Origin of the sequence: Vibrio sp. 10N.286.48.B8 (assembly GCF_003050085.1) — a bacterium.
In the GTDB taxonomy this organism is placed as follows: domain Bacteria; phylum Pseudomonadota; class Gammaproteobacteria; order Enterobacterales; family Vibrionaceae; genus Vibrio; species Vibrio crassostreae.
On record NZ_PIGD01000034.1, the window covers coordinates 1 to 19665 of the forward strand.

Annotated in this window: 13 protein-coding genes and 1 pseudogene; 5 read left to right on the plus strand and 9 right to left on the minus strand. The window is 44.2% G+C overall.

Annotated elements, in window-relative coordinates; genetic code table 11:
* A pseudogene (locus CWO08_RS24090) lies at positions 1–213 on the plus strand (IS4 family transposase); the annotation flags it as partial.
* An 81-nt stretch (positions 214–294) separates the two neighbouring features.
* On the opposite strand, the gene nhaC reads toward CWO08_RS24090, so the two are convergent.
* Positions 295–1731, minus strand: coding sequence for a Na+/H+ antiporter NhaC (nhaC, locus tag CWO08_RS22895; protein ID WP_017063453.1), 1437 nt, complete (start codon positions 1729–1731; stop codon positions 295–297).
* A 500-nt stretch (positions 1732–2231) separates the two neighbouring features.
* On the opposite strand from nhaC, the gene asd reads away from it, so the two are divergent.
* The gene (gene asd / locus CWO08_RS22900) at positions 2232–3350 is read left to right on the plus strand and encodes an aspartate-semialdehyde dehydrogenase (RefSeq protein ID WP_017629874.1); all 1119 of its coding nucleotides are present in this window, start codon (positions 2232–2234) and stop codon (positions 3348–3350) included.
* 410 nt (positions 3351–3760) lie between these two features.
* On the opposite strand, the gene CWO08_RS22910 is transcribed toward asd, so the two are convergent.
* Together CWO08_RS22910 and CWO08_RS22915 are read right to left on the minus strand one after the other, a co-directional pair.
* Positions 3761–4603, minus strand: coding sequence for an ion transporter (locus CWO08_RS22910; protein ID WP_102478337.1), 843 nt, complete (start codon positions 4601–4603; stop codon positions 3761–3763).
* A gap of 149 nt (positions 4604–4752) precedes the next feature.
* Entirely contained in the window at positions 4753–5391 is a 639-nt protein-coding gene (locus CWO08_RS22915; RefSeq protein WP_004734056.1) for a YchE family NAAT transporter, read from the minus strand.
* A 639-nt stretch (positions 5392–6030) separates the two neighbouring features.
* On the opposite strand from CWO08_RS22915, the gene adhE reads away from it, so the two are divergent.
* The gene (adhE, locus tag CWO08_RS22920) at positions 6031–8736 is read left to right on the plus strand and encodes a bifunctional acetaldehyde-CoA/alcohol dehydrogenase (RefSeq protein ID WP_048659757.1); all 2706 of its coding nucleotides are present in this window, start codon (positions 6031–6033) and stop codon (positions 8734–8736) included.
* A 192-nt stretch (positions 8737–8928) separates the two neighbouring features.
* Here adhE and CWO08_RS22925 read toward each other — a convergent pair whose 3' ends face one another.
* From CWO08_RS22925 to sodB, 3 genes are all read right to left on the minus strand, one after another.
* Positions 8929–9612, minus strand: a complete 684-nt coding sequence (locus CWO08_RS22925) for an SDR family oxidoreductase (protein ID WP_048659756.1) — start codon at positions 9610–9612, stop codon at positions 8929–8931.
* A 278-nt stretch (positions 9613–9890) separates the two neighbouring features.
* A complete protein-coding gene (locus CWO08_RS22930) occupies positions 9891–10394 on the minus strand; it encodes a VC2046/SO_2500 family protein (RefSeq protein WP_261378607.1) in 504 nt (167 codons plus the stop codon).
* A gap of 248 nt (positions 10395–10642) precedes the next feature.
* Positions 10643–11227: a superoxide dismutase [Fe] gene (gene sodB / locus CWO08_RS22935; RefSeq protein WP_004734050.1), complete on the minus strand. Its 585-nt coding sequence runs from the start codon at positions 11225–11227 to the stop codon at positions 10643–10645.
* A gap of 269 nt (positions 11228–11496) precedes the next feature.
* Here sodB and CWO08_RS22940 point away from each other — a divergent pair, with 269 nt between their 5' ends.
* Positions 11497–11835 (plus strand): Grx4 family monothiol glutaredoxin, encoded by a 339-nt coding sequence (locus CWO08_RS22940; RefSeq protein ID WP_017076187.1) that lies wholly within the window; start codon positions 11497–11499, stop codon positions 11833–11835.
* A 97-nt stretch (positions 11836–11932) separates the two neighbouring features.
* A complete protein-coding gene (locus CWO08_RS22945; RefSeq protein ID WP_108021180.1) occupies positions 11933–12562 on the plus strand; it encodes a DsbA family protein in 630 nt (209 codons plus the stop codon).
* Between the two features lie 42 nt (positions 12563–12604).
* Here the strand turns inward: CWO08_RS22945 and CWO08_RS22950 are convergent, their stop codons facing one another.
* From CWO08_RS22950 to CWO08_RS22960, 3 genes are all read right to left on the minus strand, one after another.
* Positions 12605–16945, minus strand: a complete 4341-nt coding sequence (locus tag CWO08_RS22950; RefSeq protein ID WP_108021181.1) for a transporter substrate-binding domain-containing protein — start codon at positions 16943–16945, stop codon at positions 12605–12607.
* A 46-nt stretch (positions 16946–16991) separates the two neighbouring features.
* Positions 16992–18335: a response regulator gene (locus CWO08_RS22955; RefSeq protein WP_240698844.1), complete on the minus strand. Its 1344-nt coding sequence runs from the start codon at positions 18333–18335 to the stop codon at positions 16992–16994.
* 389 nt (positions 18336–18724) lie between these two features.
* A partial coding sequence (locus CWO08_RS22960) for an IS4 family transposase (protein WP_108021183.1) occupies positions 18725–19665 on the minus strand: 941 nt, incomplete at its 5' end.

A 19665-nucleotide genomic window follows, 5' to 3' on the forward strand; every position in this document is an offset into this window, starting at 1 on the left:
TTTACGAGTAGTGCCATGGCTGTGACTCAATACTTTGCAGCTTTACCTTTAACGAGTCCTGGGAAACTCCCTAAACACTATGAAGTACTACTACAGAAAATATCCATGTTTATCCTGCCACCCCGAAGAGAAGATAGAAGTTATCTTCGCTGGGTGAAACTGAAACCCAAGAAATATGCGACAAATAGAAAAAATGCCAGTCAGCTTAACTGACTGGCATTACGCTCTAGGGCGCTCTTTTTGCATTTAACCATTAACGTTTTGAGTTACGTTCGAAAGCGTTAGCTCCTGAACTTAAGCTTGTTGCTTGCTTAACTCTGTTGCTTCTTCAGCTTCAAACGCTGGTGCTGTTGGTTCACACTTATCAACGAACCAACCCATGTAAGATGTCACGATAGTCACGATGATACAGATGAAGCTTAACCACATGAACGGTGCGTAAGACAGCGTCGCAACACCAAGAATGCTCGCCATGTAGATACCGTTATCACTCCACGGAACCATACCCGACGTTAGCGTGCCACCAAACTCAGCATTACGAGATAGATTCTTACGCTTGTAGCCTAAACGGTCGTAGTTTTTCGCACAGATTTTTGGCGTAAGGATTAACGATACGTACATTGCAGAACCGAACACGTTACCCATGAAGGCCGTACCAATTGTGCTAGTCGCTAGTGAGCCTGCGCTGTTTACGCGGCGCTCAAACACCTTAGCGATTGTCTCTAGTACGCCCACTTTATCCAGTAAGCCACCGAAACCTAGACCAAATACGATAACCGCAACTGAACCCAGCATTGAAGACATGCCGCCACGGTTAAGAATCGAATCAATAAACTCTACGCCAGATGAGATTGAGAACGGTGCCCAAGCCGTATTGAATGCCGTTAGGAAGTCGATATCTTGGATCATGACCGCCCAGATAATACCCAGCAGAGAACCAAAGCTGATTACCGGGAATGAAGGCATACGGAAAGCCAACAGACCAAGCACGATCAGTACCGGAACGAATGAGTAAGGCGTGATGTAGAACTGAACTTCCATTGCTTTGATTACAGAGTCTACTTGGCTCATGTCCACGTTACCCGCATAGTGGAAACCAAACGCAGTAAACATGATGCCTGTAATCACGTAGCTGATTAATGCAACTGGAAGCATGCCCTTGATGTGTTCAACTACTTCAACACCAGACATTGAAGAAGCCAGAATCACTGAATCAGAAAGCGGAGACATCTTGTCACCGAAGTAACAACCTGACAGCACTGCACCTGCAGTAATCGGTGCTGGAACACCTAGGCCTTGGCCGATACCCATCATCGCGATACCTGCTGTACCCGCAGCTCCCCAAGAAGTACCGGTCGCCAATGCGGTTAGAGAACAGATAATCATGGTCGCTAAAAGGAAGATAGAAGGGTGGATAGCTTTCAGACCATAGTAAATGATAGTAGGTACGATTCCGCCTGAGATCCAAGTACCAACAAGAGCGCCAACGGCTAAAAGTATTAAAACCGCGCCTAAGCCATTGGATATTCCTTTGAGTGCTGCTTTTTCTAAGTCTTTGTATTGGTGTCCAAGACGAATACCAAGAACCATGATAATGAACCAGCCAATATACAAGGCAAGTTGAATTGGAAGGTCAAGCTTTGCAGTAAAGGAAAAAGCAAGGGATAGAAATAGTCCTAACGCGATGAATACCTGTAATAGGTTCGGTAGGCGAGTTTTACTCTGCTTCATAAAAGCCTCTTGTGATTTCGAGCATTTATAGTGCTTCGTTATAGTGTGTGGTGCAGGACGGACACTACAGTAATTAGTTTATTATATCGAAAAAATACGCCCAAGTTGTGATATTTAACTATTAACCCAATCAATTGTGGTTTCATAATCTAAAATATTGTTAAATTCATGATTGTTACATGTTGAAATCTGTCGCACGTTGTTTTCGTTTTGTAAAATAAAACTCTGATTAACCTTGGTTTGAAAGAGGGATTTACTGTTTGTGATGGGCGTCGACTCAATCGGTTTTGGCGTTGTAAATGTTTGAATTTGTCGATAATGAGCGCTTAATCAATGAGGTGGAGATGGAATGCCGATACAGAGATAACTGCACGATTCATTACGTTCACTTAAAAGAAACGAAAAAGTTACACTTTTTGACAAAAAGCACTTGAGTTCTGTTTCTGAAAAACTTATAGATGGGGGAGAGCAATTTTTAATTTATACATGGAGAGTGAGCGATGAGAGTAGGTCTAGTTGGTTGGCGTGGTATGGTTGGTTCTGTACTGATGCAACGTATGGTTGAAGAGAAAGACTTCGACTTGATTGAGCCTGTTTATTACAGCACATCTCAGATTGGTATTCCTGCCCCTGTTCTAGGCGGCAAAGATGCGGGTCTACTTCAAGACGCTTTTGATATTGATAGCCTAAAACAGCTTGATGCTGTGATTACCTGTCAAGGTGGCGATTACACATCAAAAGTATACCCAGCGCTGCGTCAAGCTGGTTGGAAAGGTTACTGGATTGATGCGGCTTCTACCTTACGTATGGATGCTGATTCAATCATCACTCTTGATCCTGTTAACTTGGCTCAAATCCAGCAAGGCATTCACAGCGGCACCAACACTTTCGTTGGCGGTAACTGTACTGTGAGCTTGATGCTTATGGCACTAGGCGGCCTATATGAAAAAGGCATGGTCGAGTGGATGAGTGCGATGACTTACCAAGCGGCATCGGGTGCTGGCGCTAAGAATATGCGTGAGCTGATCTCACAAATGGGTGTGATCAACGACAGCGTAAGCTCTGAGTTAGCAAATCCTTCAAGCTCGATTCTTGATATTGATAAGAAGGTTGCGGATACGATTCGTTCATCTTCATTCCCAACAGACCAATTTGGTGCTCCTCTTGCTGGCTCATTGATTCCTTGGATCGATGTGAAGCGTGAAAACGGCCAAAGCAAAGAAGAATGGAAAGCGGGCGTTGAAGCGAACAAGATTCTTGGCCTAGATGGTCAGCCAATCCCTATCGATGGTACTTGTGTACGTATCGGTGCAATGCGTTGTCACGCTCAAGCGCTAACGATTAAGCTTAAGCAAGACGTTCCAATGGACGAAATCGAAGAGATCATCGCGACACACAATGATTGGGTTAAAGTGATTCCTAATGACCGCGACATCACAGCACAGGAGCTAACACCAGCGAAAGTAACAGGCACTATGTCTGTACCAGTCGGTCGTCTGCGTAAGATGTCGATGGGTAACGACTTCCTAAACGCATTCACTGTTGGTGACCAACTGCTTTGGGGTGCTGCAGAACCACTACGTCGTACTTTACGCATTATCTTAGCTGAGAAGGCGTAATCGAAAGCTCTTTCTATTCAGAAGTTAAAGCAGGCGCCACTCTTTGTGAATGCTTAGCTTCGTGAGAGACAAAGGCCGGTGTTAATACATCGGCTTTTTTGTTTGCGGAAGGTTGATTAATTTCACTCGCGACTTCACTTAAATCTTCTCATTGGAATGGGACAAGGAAGAGATCCCCAACTCGTTCGTTCCTCACTCTTGAGGATGACGTTTTTCTTCTAACTTAAATTGCGTCATTCCCGATAGCGACGAAGGAGCGTAGTCGGGAATCTCGTTTTGGCTCAGTGAACCAACATCAAAAAAGGTGACGATAAACGCCACCCTTTTAGTATTTTTGTGTCACATACTCAAATCACGAAACTGCTATTAAATCTTTTTCGCATCTCGCTACCCGAATCTCGCATCTGCTTTTATTTCTCTTCAGTGACGACACGCTTGTCTGGATCTGCCAATTCGCTTGCACAGTGTTTGCAATACATGGCGTCAGAATCATGACCCGCTCGGTTGCAGTTAGGACACTTAACCAACTCTTTGTGTGAGTTCATTTCATTACTGAGTTCTGCAGTAATAATTCCTGTCGGCACCGCCAAAATTGAGTAACCCAATAGCATGGTCAGTGATGCTATGGCTTTGCCAAGCGCGGTCTGCGGCACCATGTCACCATACCCCACTGTCGTGATAGTTACGATTGCCCAATAGATGCTGTGAGGAATACTGGTGAAGCCATTTTCTGGGCCTTCAATAACAAAGATCAGAGCACCAAAGATAACGACTAAGATCCCAACTGTGCTGAAGAAGATAAGTATCTTTCGTCTTGCCATTAACAGTGAGCGCAACAGAATATTGGAATCTTGCAGGTAGCGAACCAGTTTTAGGATTCGGAAGATACGCATCACACGAAGCAGCCTCACCACACCCATAAACGAAGCACCAGGGAAGATGATCGCTAAGTAGGTTGGAAGAATCGCTAATAGGTCAACGACACCGTAAAAGCTGGTGGCATAAGATTTTGGTTTTGGAGAACAATAGAGCCTCAACAGATACTCAAGCGTAAAGAGGGCAGTAAAGCTGTATTCAATGTAACGCAACTGCTGTGACCACTCGGTCATCACATTAGGGATCGACTCTAAGATAAGCACCAACAGCGAAGCCAAGATTGCAACGATCAGTGAAATATCAAATGCGCGTCCGGCTGGAGTGTGAGTGCCAAAGATAATGACGTACAAATGATGCTTAAGTGGCTTACGTGACATAAGGAGAGATTCATCTTCTGTTAAATGCATTAACAGTCATTATACTAGCTTCATAATAACGAGGCGAGTGAAAGCCCAATTGCTTTACTCGCCTCATCTATATTTCAATATTGTTGCCCTTTATAGAGCAACCGAAATGCCGTTAAACGTTATGCCAAACCTGGGAACAAATTACGTAAGCCATTGGCGATGAACTCGATGCCCAATGCGCCAAGAATCAAGCCCATGATACGTGTAATAACGTTGATACCGGTTTGACCAAGGAAACGAACGATAACTGGCGCTGAACGGAACAAAAGCCAAGAGCAAGTTGCGAAGGCAATAATGCTAATGCCGATGCCTACCGTATCAATAGCAGCAGGGTAGCGAGAACCGTAAACAATGGTCGAGCTAATTGCTCCCGGACCTGCCATTAGCGGCATAGCCAGCGGAACAACGCCGATCTGCTCTTTACTGATGTATTCCGATTTTTCTTGTTTGTTCTGCTTATCTTCACCGAGCTTACCGCTCATCATCGAAAATGCGATGCTCAATAACAGTAAGCCACCTGCAACGCGGAATGAATCTAACGAGATGCTAAACATATCAAGAAGCATTTGCCCCGCAACAAGCGACACAATCAAGATAACGGCAACAGCAATGTTGGCTTGTAAGGCTGTCCTGTTTCGCTCTTCTGGTGGCATATGAGCAGTTAGAGAAACAAAAACAGGCATGATGCCGATTGGGTTTACGGCTGCAACAAGCCCAAGGAAGAATTGCATAAAGATTGCGAGTTCTAAACCTTGCATGAGAGCGATCTCCAGTAACGTTAAGTAGGATAGTGGGTTTGATCTGACCTTTGTCAGAGTGCGTAATGTAAGGGACAAATTCAATGAGAGCGAATGAAAAAAACTAACTTGAAGAAGGGGCTATTTTTTAGAAAAACTAATTGAGTGTGAGATGTGTAATGTCAGTGTTACAAATTGTTTTCTCGTGTTTCGTGCTGTAACGTAATTTGAACTAAATGTTATCTCACGCACGCTTTTAATAAAAATTATGACAGTTTCTAGCTCGTTGCAACGGTATGGATATACTCTCAGTAGCACGAATATAGCTGTATACATGTAATTTAACGGACTAAAAATGAAACTTTTTTACAGTTTATGACGCAATGTAGAAAAAAGTCGTCTGTTTGCTTGTTTTTTGTGCTGATGGAAAATGTGATTTTAATCTATTTAAATCAGCGTCTTAGGTTCATTTTTGCGATTGCCTTACTACTTTTTGGTTAATTCTTTTTGGGTAACTGATCTGGGTCAATTTTTTTCATACAGTGAAATAATATACTCAGTCCTGAAAGCAATTTACTAAGAACGTTGTTGTTTGAGGTTAAAAGCAAGCAGCGAAATTAATAAAAAGTTTTTAATATTTATTATTTTAGGAGATCCACCATGCCTGTAACTAACTTAGCGGAACTTGATGCTCTAGTAGCTCGCGTTAAAGCAGCACAAGAAGAGTTTGCAACATTCTCTCAAGAGAAAGTAGACGCAATCTTCCGTGCAGCTTCTCTTGCTGCTAACCACGCTCGTATTCCACTAGCACAACAAGCAGTTGCTGAATCTGGAATGGGTATTGTTGAAGATAAGGTTATCAAAAACCACTTTGCATCTGAATTTATCTACAACAAATACAAAGACGAAAAAACATGTGGCATCTTAGAAGAAGATGACAACCTAGGCACAATGACTATCGCCGAGCCTGTAGGTATCATCTGTGGTATCGTTCCAACAACGAACCCAACTTCTACAGCAATCTTCAAATCTCTAATCTCTCTTAAGACACGTAACGGCATCATCTTCTCGCCACACCCACGTGCAAAGAACTCAACTAACGACGCAGCGAAACTGGTTCTAGACGCAGCTGTTGCAGCTGGTGCTCCAAAAGACATCATCGGTTGGATCGACCAACCATCTGTAGAGCTTTCTAACGCGCTTATGAAGCACGACGGTATCGCACTTATCCTTGCTACTGGTGGTCCAGGCATGGTTAAAGCAGCATACTCTTCTGGTAAGCCTGCAATCGGTGTTGGTGCTGGTAACGTTCCTGTAGTTATCGATGAAACAGCTGACATCAAACGTGCTGTAGCATCTATCCTAATGTCTAAAACATTCGATAACGGCGTTGTATGTGCTTCTGAGCAAGCAGCAATCGTTGTTGGTGAAGTATATGACGAAGTTAAAGAGCGTTTCGCTTCTCACAAAGCTCACGTTCTATCTAAAGCTGACGCTGATAAAGTACGTAAAGTGCTTCTTATCGACGGCAACTTAAACGCTAAAATCGTAGGTCAACCTGCTCCAGCAATCGCTGAAATGGCTGGTGTTAAAGTTCCTGCTGATACAAAAGTACTTGTAGGTGAAGGTCTTGGTAAAGTTTCTTACGATGACGAATTCGCTCACGAGAAACTATCTCCAACTCTAGGTCTATTCCGCGCAGACGACTTCGAAGACGCTGTTGCTCAAGCGGTAACTATGGTTGAAATCGGTGGTATCGGTCACACATCTGGTCTTTACACTAACCAAGATACTAACGCAGACCGCATCCGTTACTTCGGTGACAAGATGAAGACTGCTCGTATCCTAATCAACATCCCTACTACTCACGGTGGTATCGGTGACCTGTACAACTTCAACGTTGCACCTTCTCTAACTCTAGGTTGTGGTTCATGGGGTGGTAACTCTATCTCTGAGAACGTAGGTCCTAAGCACCTTATCAACAAGAAAACTGTAGCGAAGCGAGCTGAAAACATGTTGTGGCACAAACTACCTAAGTCTATCTACTTCCGTCGTGGTAGCCTTCCAATCGCAATGAGCGACCTAGAAGGTAAGAAACGCGCATTCCTAGTAACTGACCGTTTCCTATTCAACAACGGTTACGCTGATGACGTAGTTAGCCTGCTTAAAGCACAAGGCATCGAAGTTCAAACTTTCTTCGACGTAGAAGCAGATCCAACGCTATCTGTTGTTGAGAAAGGTGCTGAAGCAATGAAGAGCTTCCAACCTGACGTAATCCTAGCTCTAGGTGGCGGTTCTCCAATGGATGCTGCTAAGATCATGTGGGTTATGTACGAGCACCCAGAAACTCACTTCGAAGAACTAGCAATGCGCTTTATGGATATCCGTAAACGTATCTACAAGTTCCCTAAAATGGGTCAAAAAGCTGAGCTAGTATGTATTACTACTACTTCAGGTACGGGTTCAGAGGTTACTCCATTCGCTGTTGTTACAGACGACAAGACTGGTGCTAAGTACCCACTAGCTGACTACGAAATCACGCCAAACATGGCTATCGTTGATGCGAACCTAGTAATGAACATGCCTAAGTCTCTAACAGCGTTCGGTGGTTACGATGCAGTAACTCACGCTCTTGAAGCTTACGTATCTGTTCTAGCGAACGAATACTCAGACGGTCAAGCTCTTCAAGCTCTTAAGATGCTTAAAGAATACCTACCATCAAGCTACAAAAATGGTGCGGCTGACCCAATCGCTCGTGAGAAAGTACACAACGCAGCAACTATCGCTGGTGTAGCATTTGCGAACGCATTCCTAGGTGTGTGTCACTCAATGGCTCACAAAATTGGTGCTGAGTTCCACCTACCACACGGTCTTGCTAACGCACTACTTATCTCAAACGTTGTACGTTACAACGCGAACGATAACCCAACTAAGCAGACTGCATTCTCTCAGTACGACCGTCCACAAGCACGTCGTCGTTACGCTGAAGTTGCTGACCACCTAGGCCTAAGCCAAGCTGGTGACCGTACTGCTCAGAAGATTGAACGTCTACTGACTTGGTTAGAAGAGCTTAAGAAAGACCTAGACATCCCACTATCTATCCAAGCTGCGGGTGTTAACGAGTCTGACTTCATCGCTAAACTAGACGAGCTAGCTGTTGAAGCGTTCGATGACCAGTGTACAGGTGCTAACCCACGTTACCCTCTAATCACTGAGCTAAAAGAAGTGCTAACAACTTCTTACTTCGGCCAACCATACGTTGAAGGCGAAACTTTCGAAGGTACTACAGTTATCCTTAAGAAAGCAGACCAAAAGCCAGCTGAAGCGAAAGCGCCAAAAGCTAAAAAAGAAAAAGCTAACGCATAATAAGTAAGCATTAGTTTTGAGATAAGTTTTCGCTAGCACGATACTTATCTATCGGGAAAAGATGAAAGCCCCAGTCGAGAGACTGGGGCTTTTTTTATGTTTGGTTCGTTTATAAAACAGATTGAAAGGCGATAGCTCTTGTACTCAATATGAGCTGTGTTCGTCACTATATATTTTGGAGTCGGGAACGGGTTAAACCTCTGCCGCCACAACTCGCCCACTGAAGTAGTCGTTCGAGACAATGTATTCGGTTGTTCTAGTAAGTTCATCTTGCAGCTGCGCCCAATGGCATCGGTTGAGTTTGCCATCAGAGTTATGAACGGCGGGGACAACACCCCCGACTCGAATACCATATGGAGTCAGTTCTTTAGCCCAACTATGGGTAAAGCCAGTGATCATAGAGTTTGCGCTCTCTAAACCGGACATATCGTGAAAGTCATCATGAGATATCACATTCACAATCACGCCTTCCTTGTCTTCCTCTCGCAACCTCTCGGCACTAATTTGCCCAAATGCGAAAAGGGTCGATGCCATCGATGAGAGATCATTAATAAAGCTGCTGACAGGCTGATCACCAATTAGGCTTGGCATTGGGGAGCTTATCCAATTGTTGACCAGCACATCAGGTGTAGTGTTGAAGGTCGATTGAATAAAATCATATACGCTGATAATCGCTTGGTTGTCATTGCCTTTGAGCGGGTAATGGTAAACAGAGTCAGAAAATCGGGCACATTGTAAATAAGTTGCCTGAAGTGCTTCTGAGTCCTTATCACAAAGGATGACTGTGGCTCCAAGGTTAACAAAGTGGTTCGCAATCGTCCCTCCCAGCCGCGAGCCAGCAGATGTCACCAATATGATTGAGCTTTTTATTTTCATCCCAGTACCTAAACAAATCGTCCATGTCGAACAAGGATGGGTTAAATTTCATACAATGGGTGTGAATTGGTTCAAACTAAGCTGTACCCATTAATAAGTTTTTATGAACTTAGTGGCACGTCACATTTTGTAGTAACTTCAAGCGGTAACCGACATCTAGTGTTTTTAGCTTGCCTAAGGCTAGTGGTTCATATCACTCGCATGAATGCTTTAATGTGCGCGAGTTAATTCAAGAAGAGCGGTGGATAGACAGCGAAAAAGGGAAAGCTAGGTGACCGCTATACTTGAGCTTGAATTTGATACTGACGTTGCGCGGTAGTTAGATCATTGTAGAGCGTGGCATGTGGCAAATCAGGTGAATCCTTGCTTGCTAGTTTGCGTCGGTCATGACCAGAAAGATTTTGATAAACCTCTTCGGGTAAGTCGCCCGTATCTTCAGGCATGAAGGCAAGCGCTTCAGGCTTTAAGTAATGGCTGAGCTTGGCGCTGGCAAGGCTGGCTTGATGAAAATGATTAGATTGTTGAGCTGAAATTTCATACGACGACTGGTTTGAACGCAGTTGTTGAGGTTCTGCTACGCCGAATTGTTTACGGAGGCGATCTTCATTGGTCTCTGTGATTTCAATGGTGTCAATCGGCGTGCAATCACGAACATCATTAGAAAACATAGATAACAGCAACGCGAAATCTGCACGGCGACCTTGCTCAACCGCTTGGCTGATCCCGATGCCGAACTTCAGTTCGTTGATGATTCCTGCTTTGTCTAAAGTATGTATTTGCATGTCGCCTCTCATTGGATACACCTTTAACGGCATGGAGTCGGCAAACTTTAGTGTTTAATGACAGGCAAATAGAGAATTTATACAGCGGGGGGAAGAACGCTATCAATAGGTCGAGAAGTAATCTCTATTGGCAAGTTGATTACGAAATGTCGAGATTTTGTGGAATACGACAGATACAAAAAAGCTCACGCCGAGGCATGAGCTTTCAATAGATAACTCGCTATAAATAGCGCAGCATAAGTAATAAATTACTTAGCTAGGTTCTCTTCTACGAAAGACCAGTTTACTAGGTTCCAGAATGCAGCCATGTAGTCAGGGCGAACATTGCGGAAATCGATGTAGTAAGCGTGTTCCCATAGGTCAACAGTTAGAAGTGGAGTAACACCTTCTTCTGTTAGAGGAGTAGCAGCGTTAGAAGTGTTAACGATGTCTAGAGAACCGTCAGCTTTCTTAACTAACCAAGTCCAAGAAGAACCGAAGTTGTTGATTGCTGAATCAGTGAATTTCGCTTTGAATTCTTCGAAAGAACCGAATGCAGCGTTGATCGCTTCTGCAACAGCGCCAGTTGGTTCGCCGCCTGCTTTAGGAGCAAGACAGTGCCAGTAGAACGTGTGGTTCCAGATTTGAGCAGCGTTATTGAAAACACCACCAGTAGAAGTCTTAACGATCTCTTCTAGTGTTTTGCCTTCAAACTCAGTACCTGGGATAAGACCGTTTAGCTTAACAACGTAAGTGTTGTGGTGCTTACCGTGGTGGAAATCTAGCGTTTCTGCTGAGATGTGTGGTTCTAGCGCGTCTTTCGCGTAAGGAAGAGCCGGTAGTTCAAATGCCATTGCTCAATTCTCCATTGATATGAAAGAGTTAACTCTTTCGATTGCTTCCAGTGATATTATTATTCATGGTTCGCTATGAGGCCAACCACGGTCAATTTGCTGACTTGCGATATAGTTTAGCAAGTTTTTACTTTATTAAAAGCTTATTTCATCACTTTTATGTGAATTGTTAGCTTAGCTCGTAAACCGCTTTTTTTATATGGTTTTTATTCTTTTGGTTTGGGGTAGAATAAAGGCAATAAAAGCCGTAATCCATTAACGAGGAAGCAATGGAAACTATCGATAAAATCAAACAGCAAATTGAAGAAAACACCATTCTACTTTACATGAAAGGTTCTCCTAAGCTGCCAAGCTGTGGTTTTTCTTCTCAAGCATCTCAAGCACTAATGGCGTGTGGCGAAAAATTTGCTTACGTAGATATCCTACAAAACCCTGACATTCGTGCAGAGCTTCCAGCTTACGCACAATGGCCAACGTTCCCACAACTATGGGTTGACGGTGAGCTAATCGGTGGTTGTGACATCATTCTTGAGATGTTCCAAAAAGGTGAGCTTCAGCCAATCGTTAAAGAAGCAGCTGCTAAAGTAGCTGGCGACGACGCTGAGTAAGCTTTAAGCCTTTGCGCTTAAATATTGAATGGAAGGGGCCCTTAATAAGGCTCCTTTTTTGTTTGAATAGTTCGAAAGACTCGATAAGGAATGAACGATGGACGTAAAACTTCATTATGTGCATGACCCAATGTGCAGTTGGTGCTGGGGTTATAAGCCAACATTAGAGCTCTTAAAACAGCAGCTACCCGCGAGTATTGAATTTAATTACGTAGTAGGCGGTTTAGCTCCTGATTCTGATGAGCCAATGTCAGAAGATATGAAGGGCAAGCTGCAAGCTATCTGGAAGCAGATCGAAGCGAAGTTGGGCACTGAGTTCAACCACGAATTCTGGACAGAGTGTCAACCTGTTCGCAGTACTTACCCGGCATGTCGCGCCGTAATCGCTGCTGGTTTTCAAGATCACTACGAAGCGATGCTTGAAGCAATTCAACACGCTTACTACCTTCGTGCGATGTTGCCACACAGCCAAGAAACACATCTACAGCTCGCCCAAGAGCTAGGTATGAATGTTCAACAGTTTGAAAATGACCTTTCTAGCAAGTTATTGGAAAGTGAGTTAGATGACCAGTTAGGCTTTAAAGAAGCGATGGGAGTATTCTCTTATCCGACTTTAATGCTTGAAGTGAACGGCATCTTTAGTGAAGTTGAATTGGATTACCATTCAACGGAAGCAACGCTTAAGTCTATTCGCGAAATTCTAGTGAGTAATGCTCCCGCTGTGTAATTCAGCGAGAGTTGTCTGTATTGGCGCAATGACTTCTAAGGCTTACTCATAAGAGTAAGCCTTTTCTTTTGTCTGACGTAGTTGGTTTATTTCCTCAGTAAATCGTTCAAATGTGGAATTCACTTCCTCGATTGACGCTTCAATTTTTGATTCGACTTGCTCTAAGTCCGTGTCTTCGGTTACCAGGTCGTTTGCTCGTGCCTCAATGATTGCGAGCGGAGAAGCAATCCTGTCACATGCGACCATTTTCGCTGCGCCTTTAAGTCGGTGCGCTGTGGTTTTTAGTTCCTTGTATTCCTTGCTCGCCCAATATGTTTTTATCCGTTCATTATCTTCAATAAAGCTTGCGGCAAACTCATTAAGCAAGGTCATTACGACATCGTGATCTTCGAAGAGATCGTAGAGGGCGGCGTAGTCGATCACTTGATTGTTGGTATCGCTGAAGGCGTCTTGGGTGATTGCAGGAACGAGATCTTCGCTTGGCTCTCGGCTCTGATTATCCTCGAAACTCTGTTCAATATCTTGGAACAGCATCGAAAATTCATTGGCTTCTTCGTCTTTAGGTGAGGAGTTTGATGAAGCACTGACTTCCTGATTCTGTGCCTTTAATTCCTTTGCATCGTAAACATCAGTTTCACGAACCGGGTTGGAATCGTCGATTGCGGGCAGCCACTTCTCAATGGTTAATCTCATCTGTTTAATAGAAACGGGTTTGACCAAGAAGTCATCCATACCGTGCGCGTAGCAGTTAGCATCTTCACCTTGCACAGCATTTGCCGTCAGCGCGACGATTGGCAGTCTTTGAGTCTCTTGGTTAAGTTCCTCTTTGCGTTGTTCTATTTGACGAATGCTTGATGCAAGTGTGTATCCGTCCATTTCGGGCATGTGGCAATCGGTTAGCAATAGCCCATAGCGTTTATCTTTCAAGGCATTCAGAGCCAGCACTCCGTTATCAACTATGTCGGCATGGACACCAATATTTTCAAGTTGCTTAGCGATGACTTGCTGGTTGATAGGGTGATCTTCCGCGACCAGAATCAGCCTACCATTGTTCTCAGCTTGTTCGCGAGTCTCTTCAGCGATAGGCGCTTTAGCTTCGCTATCCACTGGTGAGATTAGATTGTCGTGACTGACGGGTTTCGTTAGAACATGCACAAGGTTATCGGGTAGCAGCGGATTGACCGACAAGCACCAAGAGTTGCCTAAAGGCTCAGGCGAGAGCATTGGATTTTGGTTGATCACCGTGAAGCGTGTTGAGCTTGTATGTTGTTGAATCCATGCATCGGTAATCGCCAGTTGCTGCCATACAGACATCACAACAAAGATGTGTTTTGGCTGATGTTTGACGACCATCTCTTTGAGCAGGTGCTTTTGATTAATATGCAGAACCTTTGGTTCAAGGCCGAAGTGTTTCAGATATCGGCACAGCTCTTCTTGTTGCAGAACGTAACCAACCACATACACCTCGTGAGAGTGATTGCCCACACCTAGTTCAATAGTATTTTCAACATCCGAAGTGCAGAGTAAAGTTTGTGGCAGAGCCAAAGCGTTGTTGACTGCCTGTTCAGGAGTACAAGTTGGGAGGGTAACGGTAACCGTAAAGTGGCTGCCTTTTCCTTCTTCACTCGACAACTCTATGGTGCCATTCATCTGTTCAATCAACTTCAAAGCGATAGACAGCCCAAGCCCTGTGCCCCCAAAACGGCGGCTGGTGGTTTTGTCGGCTTGTTCAAAAGGTTGGAATAAACTTTGTTGTCTGTCTTTCGGGATACCGATACCCGTATCTGAGACGGTGAGGCTAATTCTCTGTTGATGTTCGTTTTTCTCAATAACGTCGACATGTAACGAAATAGTGCCATGTTCGGTGAACTTAATCGCATTATTGAGGAAGTTATTCAGAATCTGGTGGAGTCGTATGTCGTCTGCAAACAACCACTGAGCGAGGTTTGGGTCTTGCCAATAGTGGAAGGCCAAGCCTTTTTGTTGTGCATGAATGGATTGCGGTTGTACGATGCGCGCTAATACTTTGCCTAATTCAATCTCGGTAGGGTTAAGTTCTAGTTTTCCCGCTTCAATCTTGGAGTAATCGAGTACGTCATTAACGATGTGCAGTAAGTTACGAGCAGACTGATTCAATCCACCGTGTAAGTTCAGCAACTCTTCACTCAGCTGATGTTCCTGCATTAACTCTAATAGCCCTAAGATCCCACTGATTGGGGTGCGAACCTCATGACTGATAGTCGCTAGGAATTGCGACTTAGCAGCGGTGGCACTTTCTGCTTTCTGGCGAGCATTGTCTAAAGCCTGTTGCTGTTTTTTCAGCAGGGTGATATCTGTAATCACCGTGTTCCATTCGATAGCGTGGCCGTTTGATACTTGGCTATTAAATTTTACCCATTTAACTTCACCAGACGCTAGTTGTACTTGCTGTTCGCTTTCCCAATGCCCAGATTCAATAGCTTCGAGCATACTGGTTTCAAAGTGGGGCAAGTCCTCCTTCGAGATAAGATCAAACAGGTGTTGAGGGTGCTCTTTTACGCTATCCACGGATAAGCCGAATATATCGGTTACACCTGCGCTGACGAAGCTAAACTGGATATTCAAAGCCAGTTTGGGGTTTGTTTGGATATGTTTGAGCACAACCCCGTCAATATTGTCGGCCAATGTTTGTAAATGAGCTTCTGCGGCTTTGGCTCGTTGTTCTGCGACTTTTCGCTGCTCGATTTCCGCTGCCATCTTGCGATTCCAGAATACGATCACGAAGATGACTATAAAGATCCCAAGCCCGATGATCACCGACCATTTAGCCACTTCTCGTGGCGACAAGCCTTCTTGGTATTCATAGGTCAGCCATTTATTTTCCAAGCGCTCAAGTTCATTGGCAGGCAATGCGCTAATGGCTTTGTTGATAATGCTCAGTAGCATGGGATGGCGGAAGTTGACCGCGAGAGCTAAAGGAGCGCTGTTTTGCTCATTAATGGTGCCAGTGATTTTAAGTTGCCCAACATAGTCTTGATGCAATAAAGGTGCAGCATGATGAAGTGAAGCGAGCGCGAAACTGATCTCGTCTTTCTGTAATGCTTGGAAAGCGCTCACGTGATTGATGTAAGGGACGGCTTGGCAAGTCAGGCAGAGAGAAGGTAGAACTGTTGTGCCTCCAGAATCTTCAATCATACCAATCGCTTCGGTGCCACTTGGCGCAAAGTTGCCTAACCGATCAGATCGACTCAATAACACCCATGGTTCAAAACTGTAGGCTTGAGTGAAGTCCATGTATCGCGCTTTATCTGTGGTTGGCGTGATGTTGGTTAGCACCATTGTCTCACCATTATTGAACGCGACCTCGGCTGCTTCTGGGGTTAGGTAAGTGGTACTTTCAAATGACACGCCGAGCACATTACTTATTAGATTTAAGACGTCAGCAGATAAGCCGGAGTGTTGCTGTTGCTCATTGGTAAAGTCGTAAGGATACCAATTGGAGTGTGTGCCTACAGGGATGGAAGGGTTTTTATCAAGCCAGTTCTTTTCGTCTTGGGTTAAGTTCAATGTTCCATAGTCCAGCAACATCGAGTGTTGAGATGGGGCAAGCCATTGATTGTAAATCGACTGCAGCGAACCTTGCTTGATGTCCTCTAAAGCAAAGTTGATTCGGCTGAGTAGTTTATGTTTTCCTTTTTTGACGGCGAAGTGCAAGTGGTCAGCTGGCAGATCAGGAAGGACTGATAGTGTGAGTGAGTCTTTAGGCTGTTCACGTAGCAGCGCAGAAAGGGCAAGCGCATCCCCAATGTAAGCGTCGACACGATTATCTTCAATCGCCGTGAAGGCCGCTTGCGTGCTGTCTAATGTTGTAATTCGACTATCAGGAAGCAGGCTAGGAAGAAGATCATTGAGCGCAAACCCTTTCTCTAGCGCTAAGTTTGCGGTTGCCAGTTCACTCAAGTCGTTTATTTTCAGGTTTTGAGTAATCACCGCTCGTCGAATCGAGAACATGGGTTCACTAAAGGTCATGTATTCTTGGCGCTCTTTGGTCGAAGAGACACCGACCAACAAATCTAATTCACCCTTTTCAAATGCACTAAGTACGCCGCTAAATGTTGGGTACAGCTCAATCTGATATTTGAAGCCTGCGTTTGCCGATACCTCATCCAACATGCTGATAAGTAGCCCTTCTGAAACTCTGTACCCAGAGGGAGTTTGATGTTGATAGCTATAAGGAACCATGTTGTAAGAAGGCAGGCCGACACGTAATACAACTTGGTTATTCGACGAGTTTTCTAAAGGTTTGCTTTCAGCAAGGATCTGCAGTGGCCACATAAATACCGTAAGGCAACTCAATAGAAAGGCGACACACCCCGTTTTCGTTTTTGTAGCATTGTTCTGCATAAAGACATCCTGTCGTTTACGTATTCATTTGGGTTTGACGGTGTGTTCAACTAACTGCGGCCAAAGGCGTTTTGGTTAGTGTGGGTAATGCAAAATTGTCTGCTTGCTGTAATGCCATACGCTGCAAAAGGGCGAGGCTGGTTTGGTCTGCTTTTAGGTGGATCTCAATTTGGCGCTTAATTTGCTCGAGCTTGTCTTGTAGGCCCAAGGTTTGATAACACAATGCCAACAAGAAGAAGGCTTCGACATCATTGTCTGAGAACTCATTCATTGAGATGCTCTCAATACGCTCTTTCGCAACCTCTTGCTGATCAAGTTGAATGAGCTGCAAGGTACGGCAAAGCTTCAATAGTGGTTTACTAAGCGCATTCGATTTTTCGGAGTGAGAGAGCCTTTGCCAAGCGGCTTCTGGCTTCCAGTTTACTAACTCTTTTTGAGAGAGGGCTAAACTGTCTACCCACAAGATAAGTGCTCGCTTACCTGCTGAGTCCCAAATCGAATGCGGGACTAATTGGGCTAGCGATTTGAGGTACAGAGTCGCTTGTTCGACATTGTTATCGAGCAATTGAAGCCAAACCATGGTGTTGGTCAGTTCGATGTTGCTGCCATTGACGGTGAGCACTTGCTCAATGAGAGTGTTAGCTGACTCGAAGTCACTGGTATTTAAGCAGATCTTAACCTTAAGCTGTTGTAGCTTGATATTGCGAGGGTTGTCTTCAATCAAGCCATCTATTTGACTGAGGGCGTCGTGATAATGCTGTTTGGCGATATGGATTTCAACGAGCTTGATCTTTGCAGGCTGGTAATCATGAAGCTGCAGCAGTCCATTCAACATGGCTTGTGCTTCATCGAGGTGTTGGTTTTTTATCAGAATGTTCGCCATATAGATGATGGCATCTTTCAATGTCGACGAGTCAGGGGCTTGTCCAAAGAGTGGCTTTACCGCGTTGAGTCCGTTCTTGAGATAGGCCTGCTCTAATGTTGAAAAGTATTGTTGTCGAGAGAGTGCCGACGTAACTCTTTTTATTATGTCATCGGCACGTATTGGTTTAATCAAGTAACCATCAGGCTCGAAGTTAGCATAACCAAAGAAGGTATCTTGGCTGTCATTACCAGTGACGATAAAGACAATCGTTTGTGGCTTGATCAATTCTTTTTGCTGCAAAAACTCAAGCAGTTGTAAGCCATTACTTCCTGAGCCTAAATCGTGGTCAATCAATAAGATATCGAACCGATGTGTGCGGCAAGCCCCAATTGCATTTTGTGCATTGGAAGCACTAATTACATTGTTATTTGGTACGCCTAACTTGATAAGCAGTGCGCGTGTTGCACTTTGAATCACACTGCTGTCATCAATGATGAGATAGCGCGAACGGGCGAGTATATCCATATAGTAGCCTTCTGACGTATTGAGTCTTGCCACTTTATTACCCCAATCGTAGTAAACAACTAATCATCCTAGCTGGTTAAAACGCTCGATAACTGCGTTAGAATTTTTGATTGTAGAATAACTACTTACCAAAAAATCTGCCTTGTTCTCGAACCTTTTTCCTGCGCTATTTCTGATCATTTACTTACTGTGATTGGTATTCTCTATGAATTAGCGGCTTATTTATTAACCACTTAAGTGTAGAAGTGATTTCAATGAATAGCCATAAGTTGCATATTAATGCGCACGGGGTAATGTATAGAAGGTGACGTTGGTTCAGTAGGTTAGCGTGTTTGAAAAGATAGGTAAGAATCCAGATACAAAAAAGACCGCACGAGGCGTAATGCCAGTCAGTTAAGCTGACTGGCATTTTTTCTATTTGTCGCATATTTCTTGGGTTTCAGTTTCACCCAGCGAAGATAACTTCTATCTTCTCTTCGGGGTGGCAGGATAAACATGGATATTTTCTGTAGTAGTACTTCATAGTGTTTAGGGAGTTTCCCAGGACTCGTTAAAGGTAAAGCTGCAAAGTATTGAGTCACAGCCATGGCACTACTCGTAAAGCTTAATTGATTCGGCCAGACGCTATCTAACTTACTCGCGGCCTTTGTCATAACCTGCCTTATAAGGTTATAGGCTAACAAAATCCCCCAGAGCTCCTGTCTAACCATATCTGGGCGCTTACTTCGCAATGTATATTCACTATCAAGCAAAGTTTGCTTCATTTCCCTATAGCCTAATTCGATTTCCCAACGATAGCGATAGAGCTCTACGATGTCTTCTCCAGGAAAGCGCAACCCATCACGCATTGATGTAAGTACCTGATACTCTTTACCTTTGATGACTTTCGATACCAACCTTGCTTCTATTATCTCAGGCAGGTCACTGAACTTCTTCCTTGCCTGAAGTGATGTTTTTATAGCAACGATAGCATCACTCTGGCTGTATTTATGGACAACTTCATACTGAAAGTCTTTTCTCACAGGGAGCATCCAATGCCTTTCTTGACCTACTTTGTTCCAGCGATTAAGCAGCCCTAAAGAGTAATATCCTTTGTCAAAAATAGTCAGTGATTGATCTGGCGTTTGTTCTATAAGCTCTTCTGCGAGCCGCATTTCGCTGGTGCGATAGTCAGAGAATGCACTATCGATTAGCTGATGACTTGTAAGCTCCATCAAACAAACCATACGAACCTTAGGGTAAATATTCTCAGATGATTGATTGCGCTGCGCTTTAAACTCTTGATGATTTTCGGGTGTATCTGTCGTTCTCCAAACGACACCATCGACGG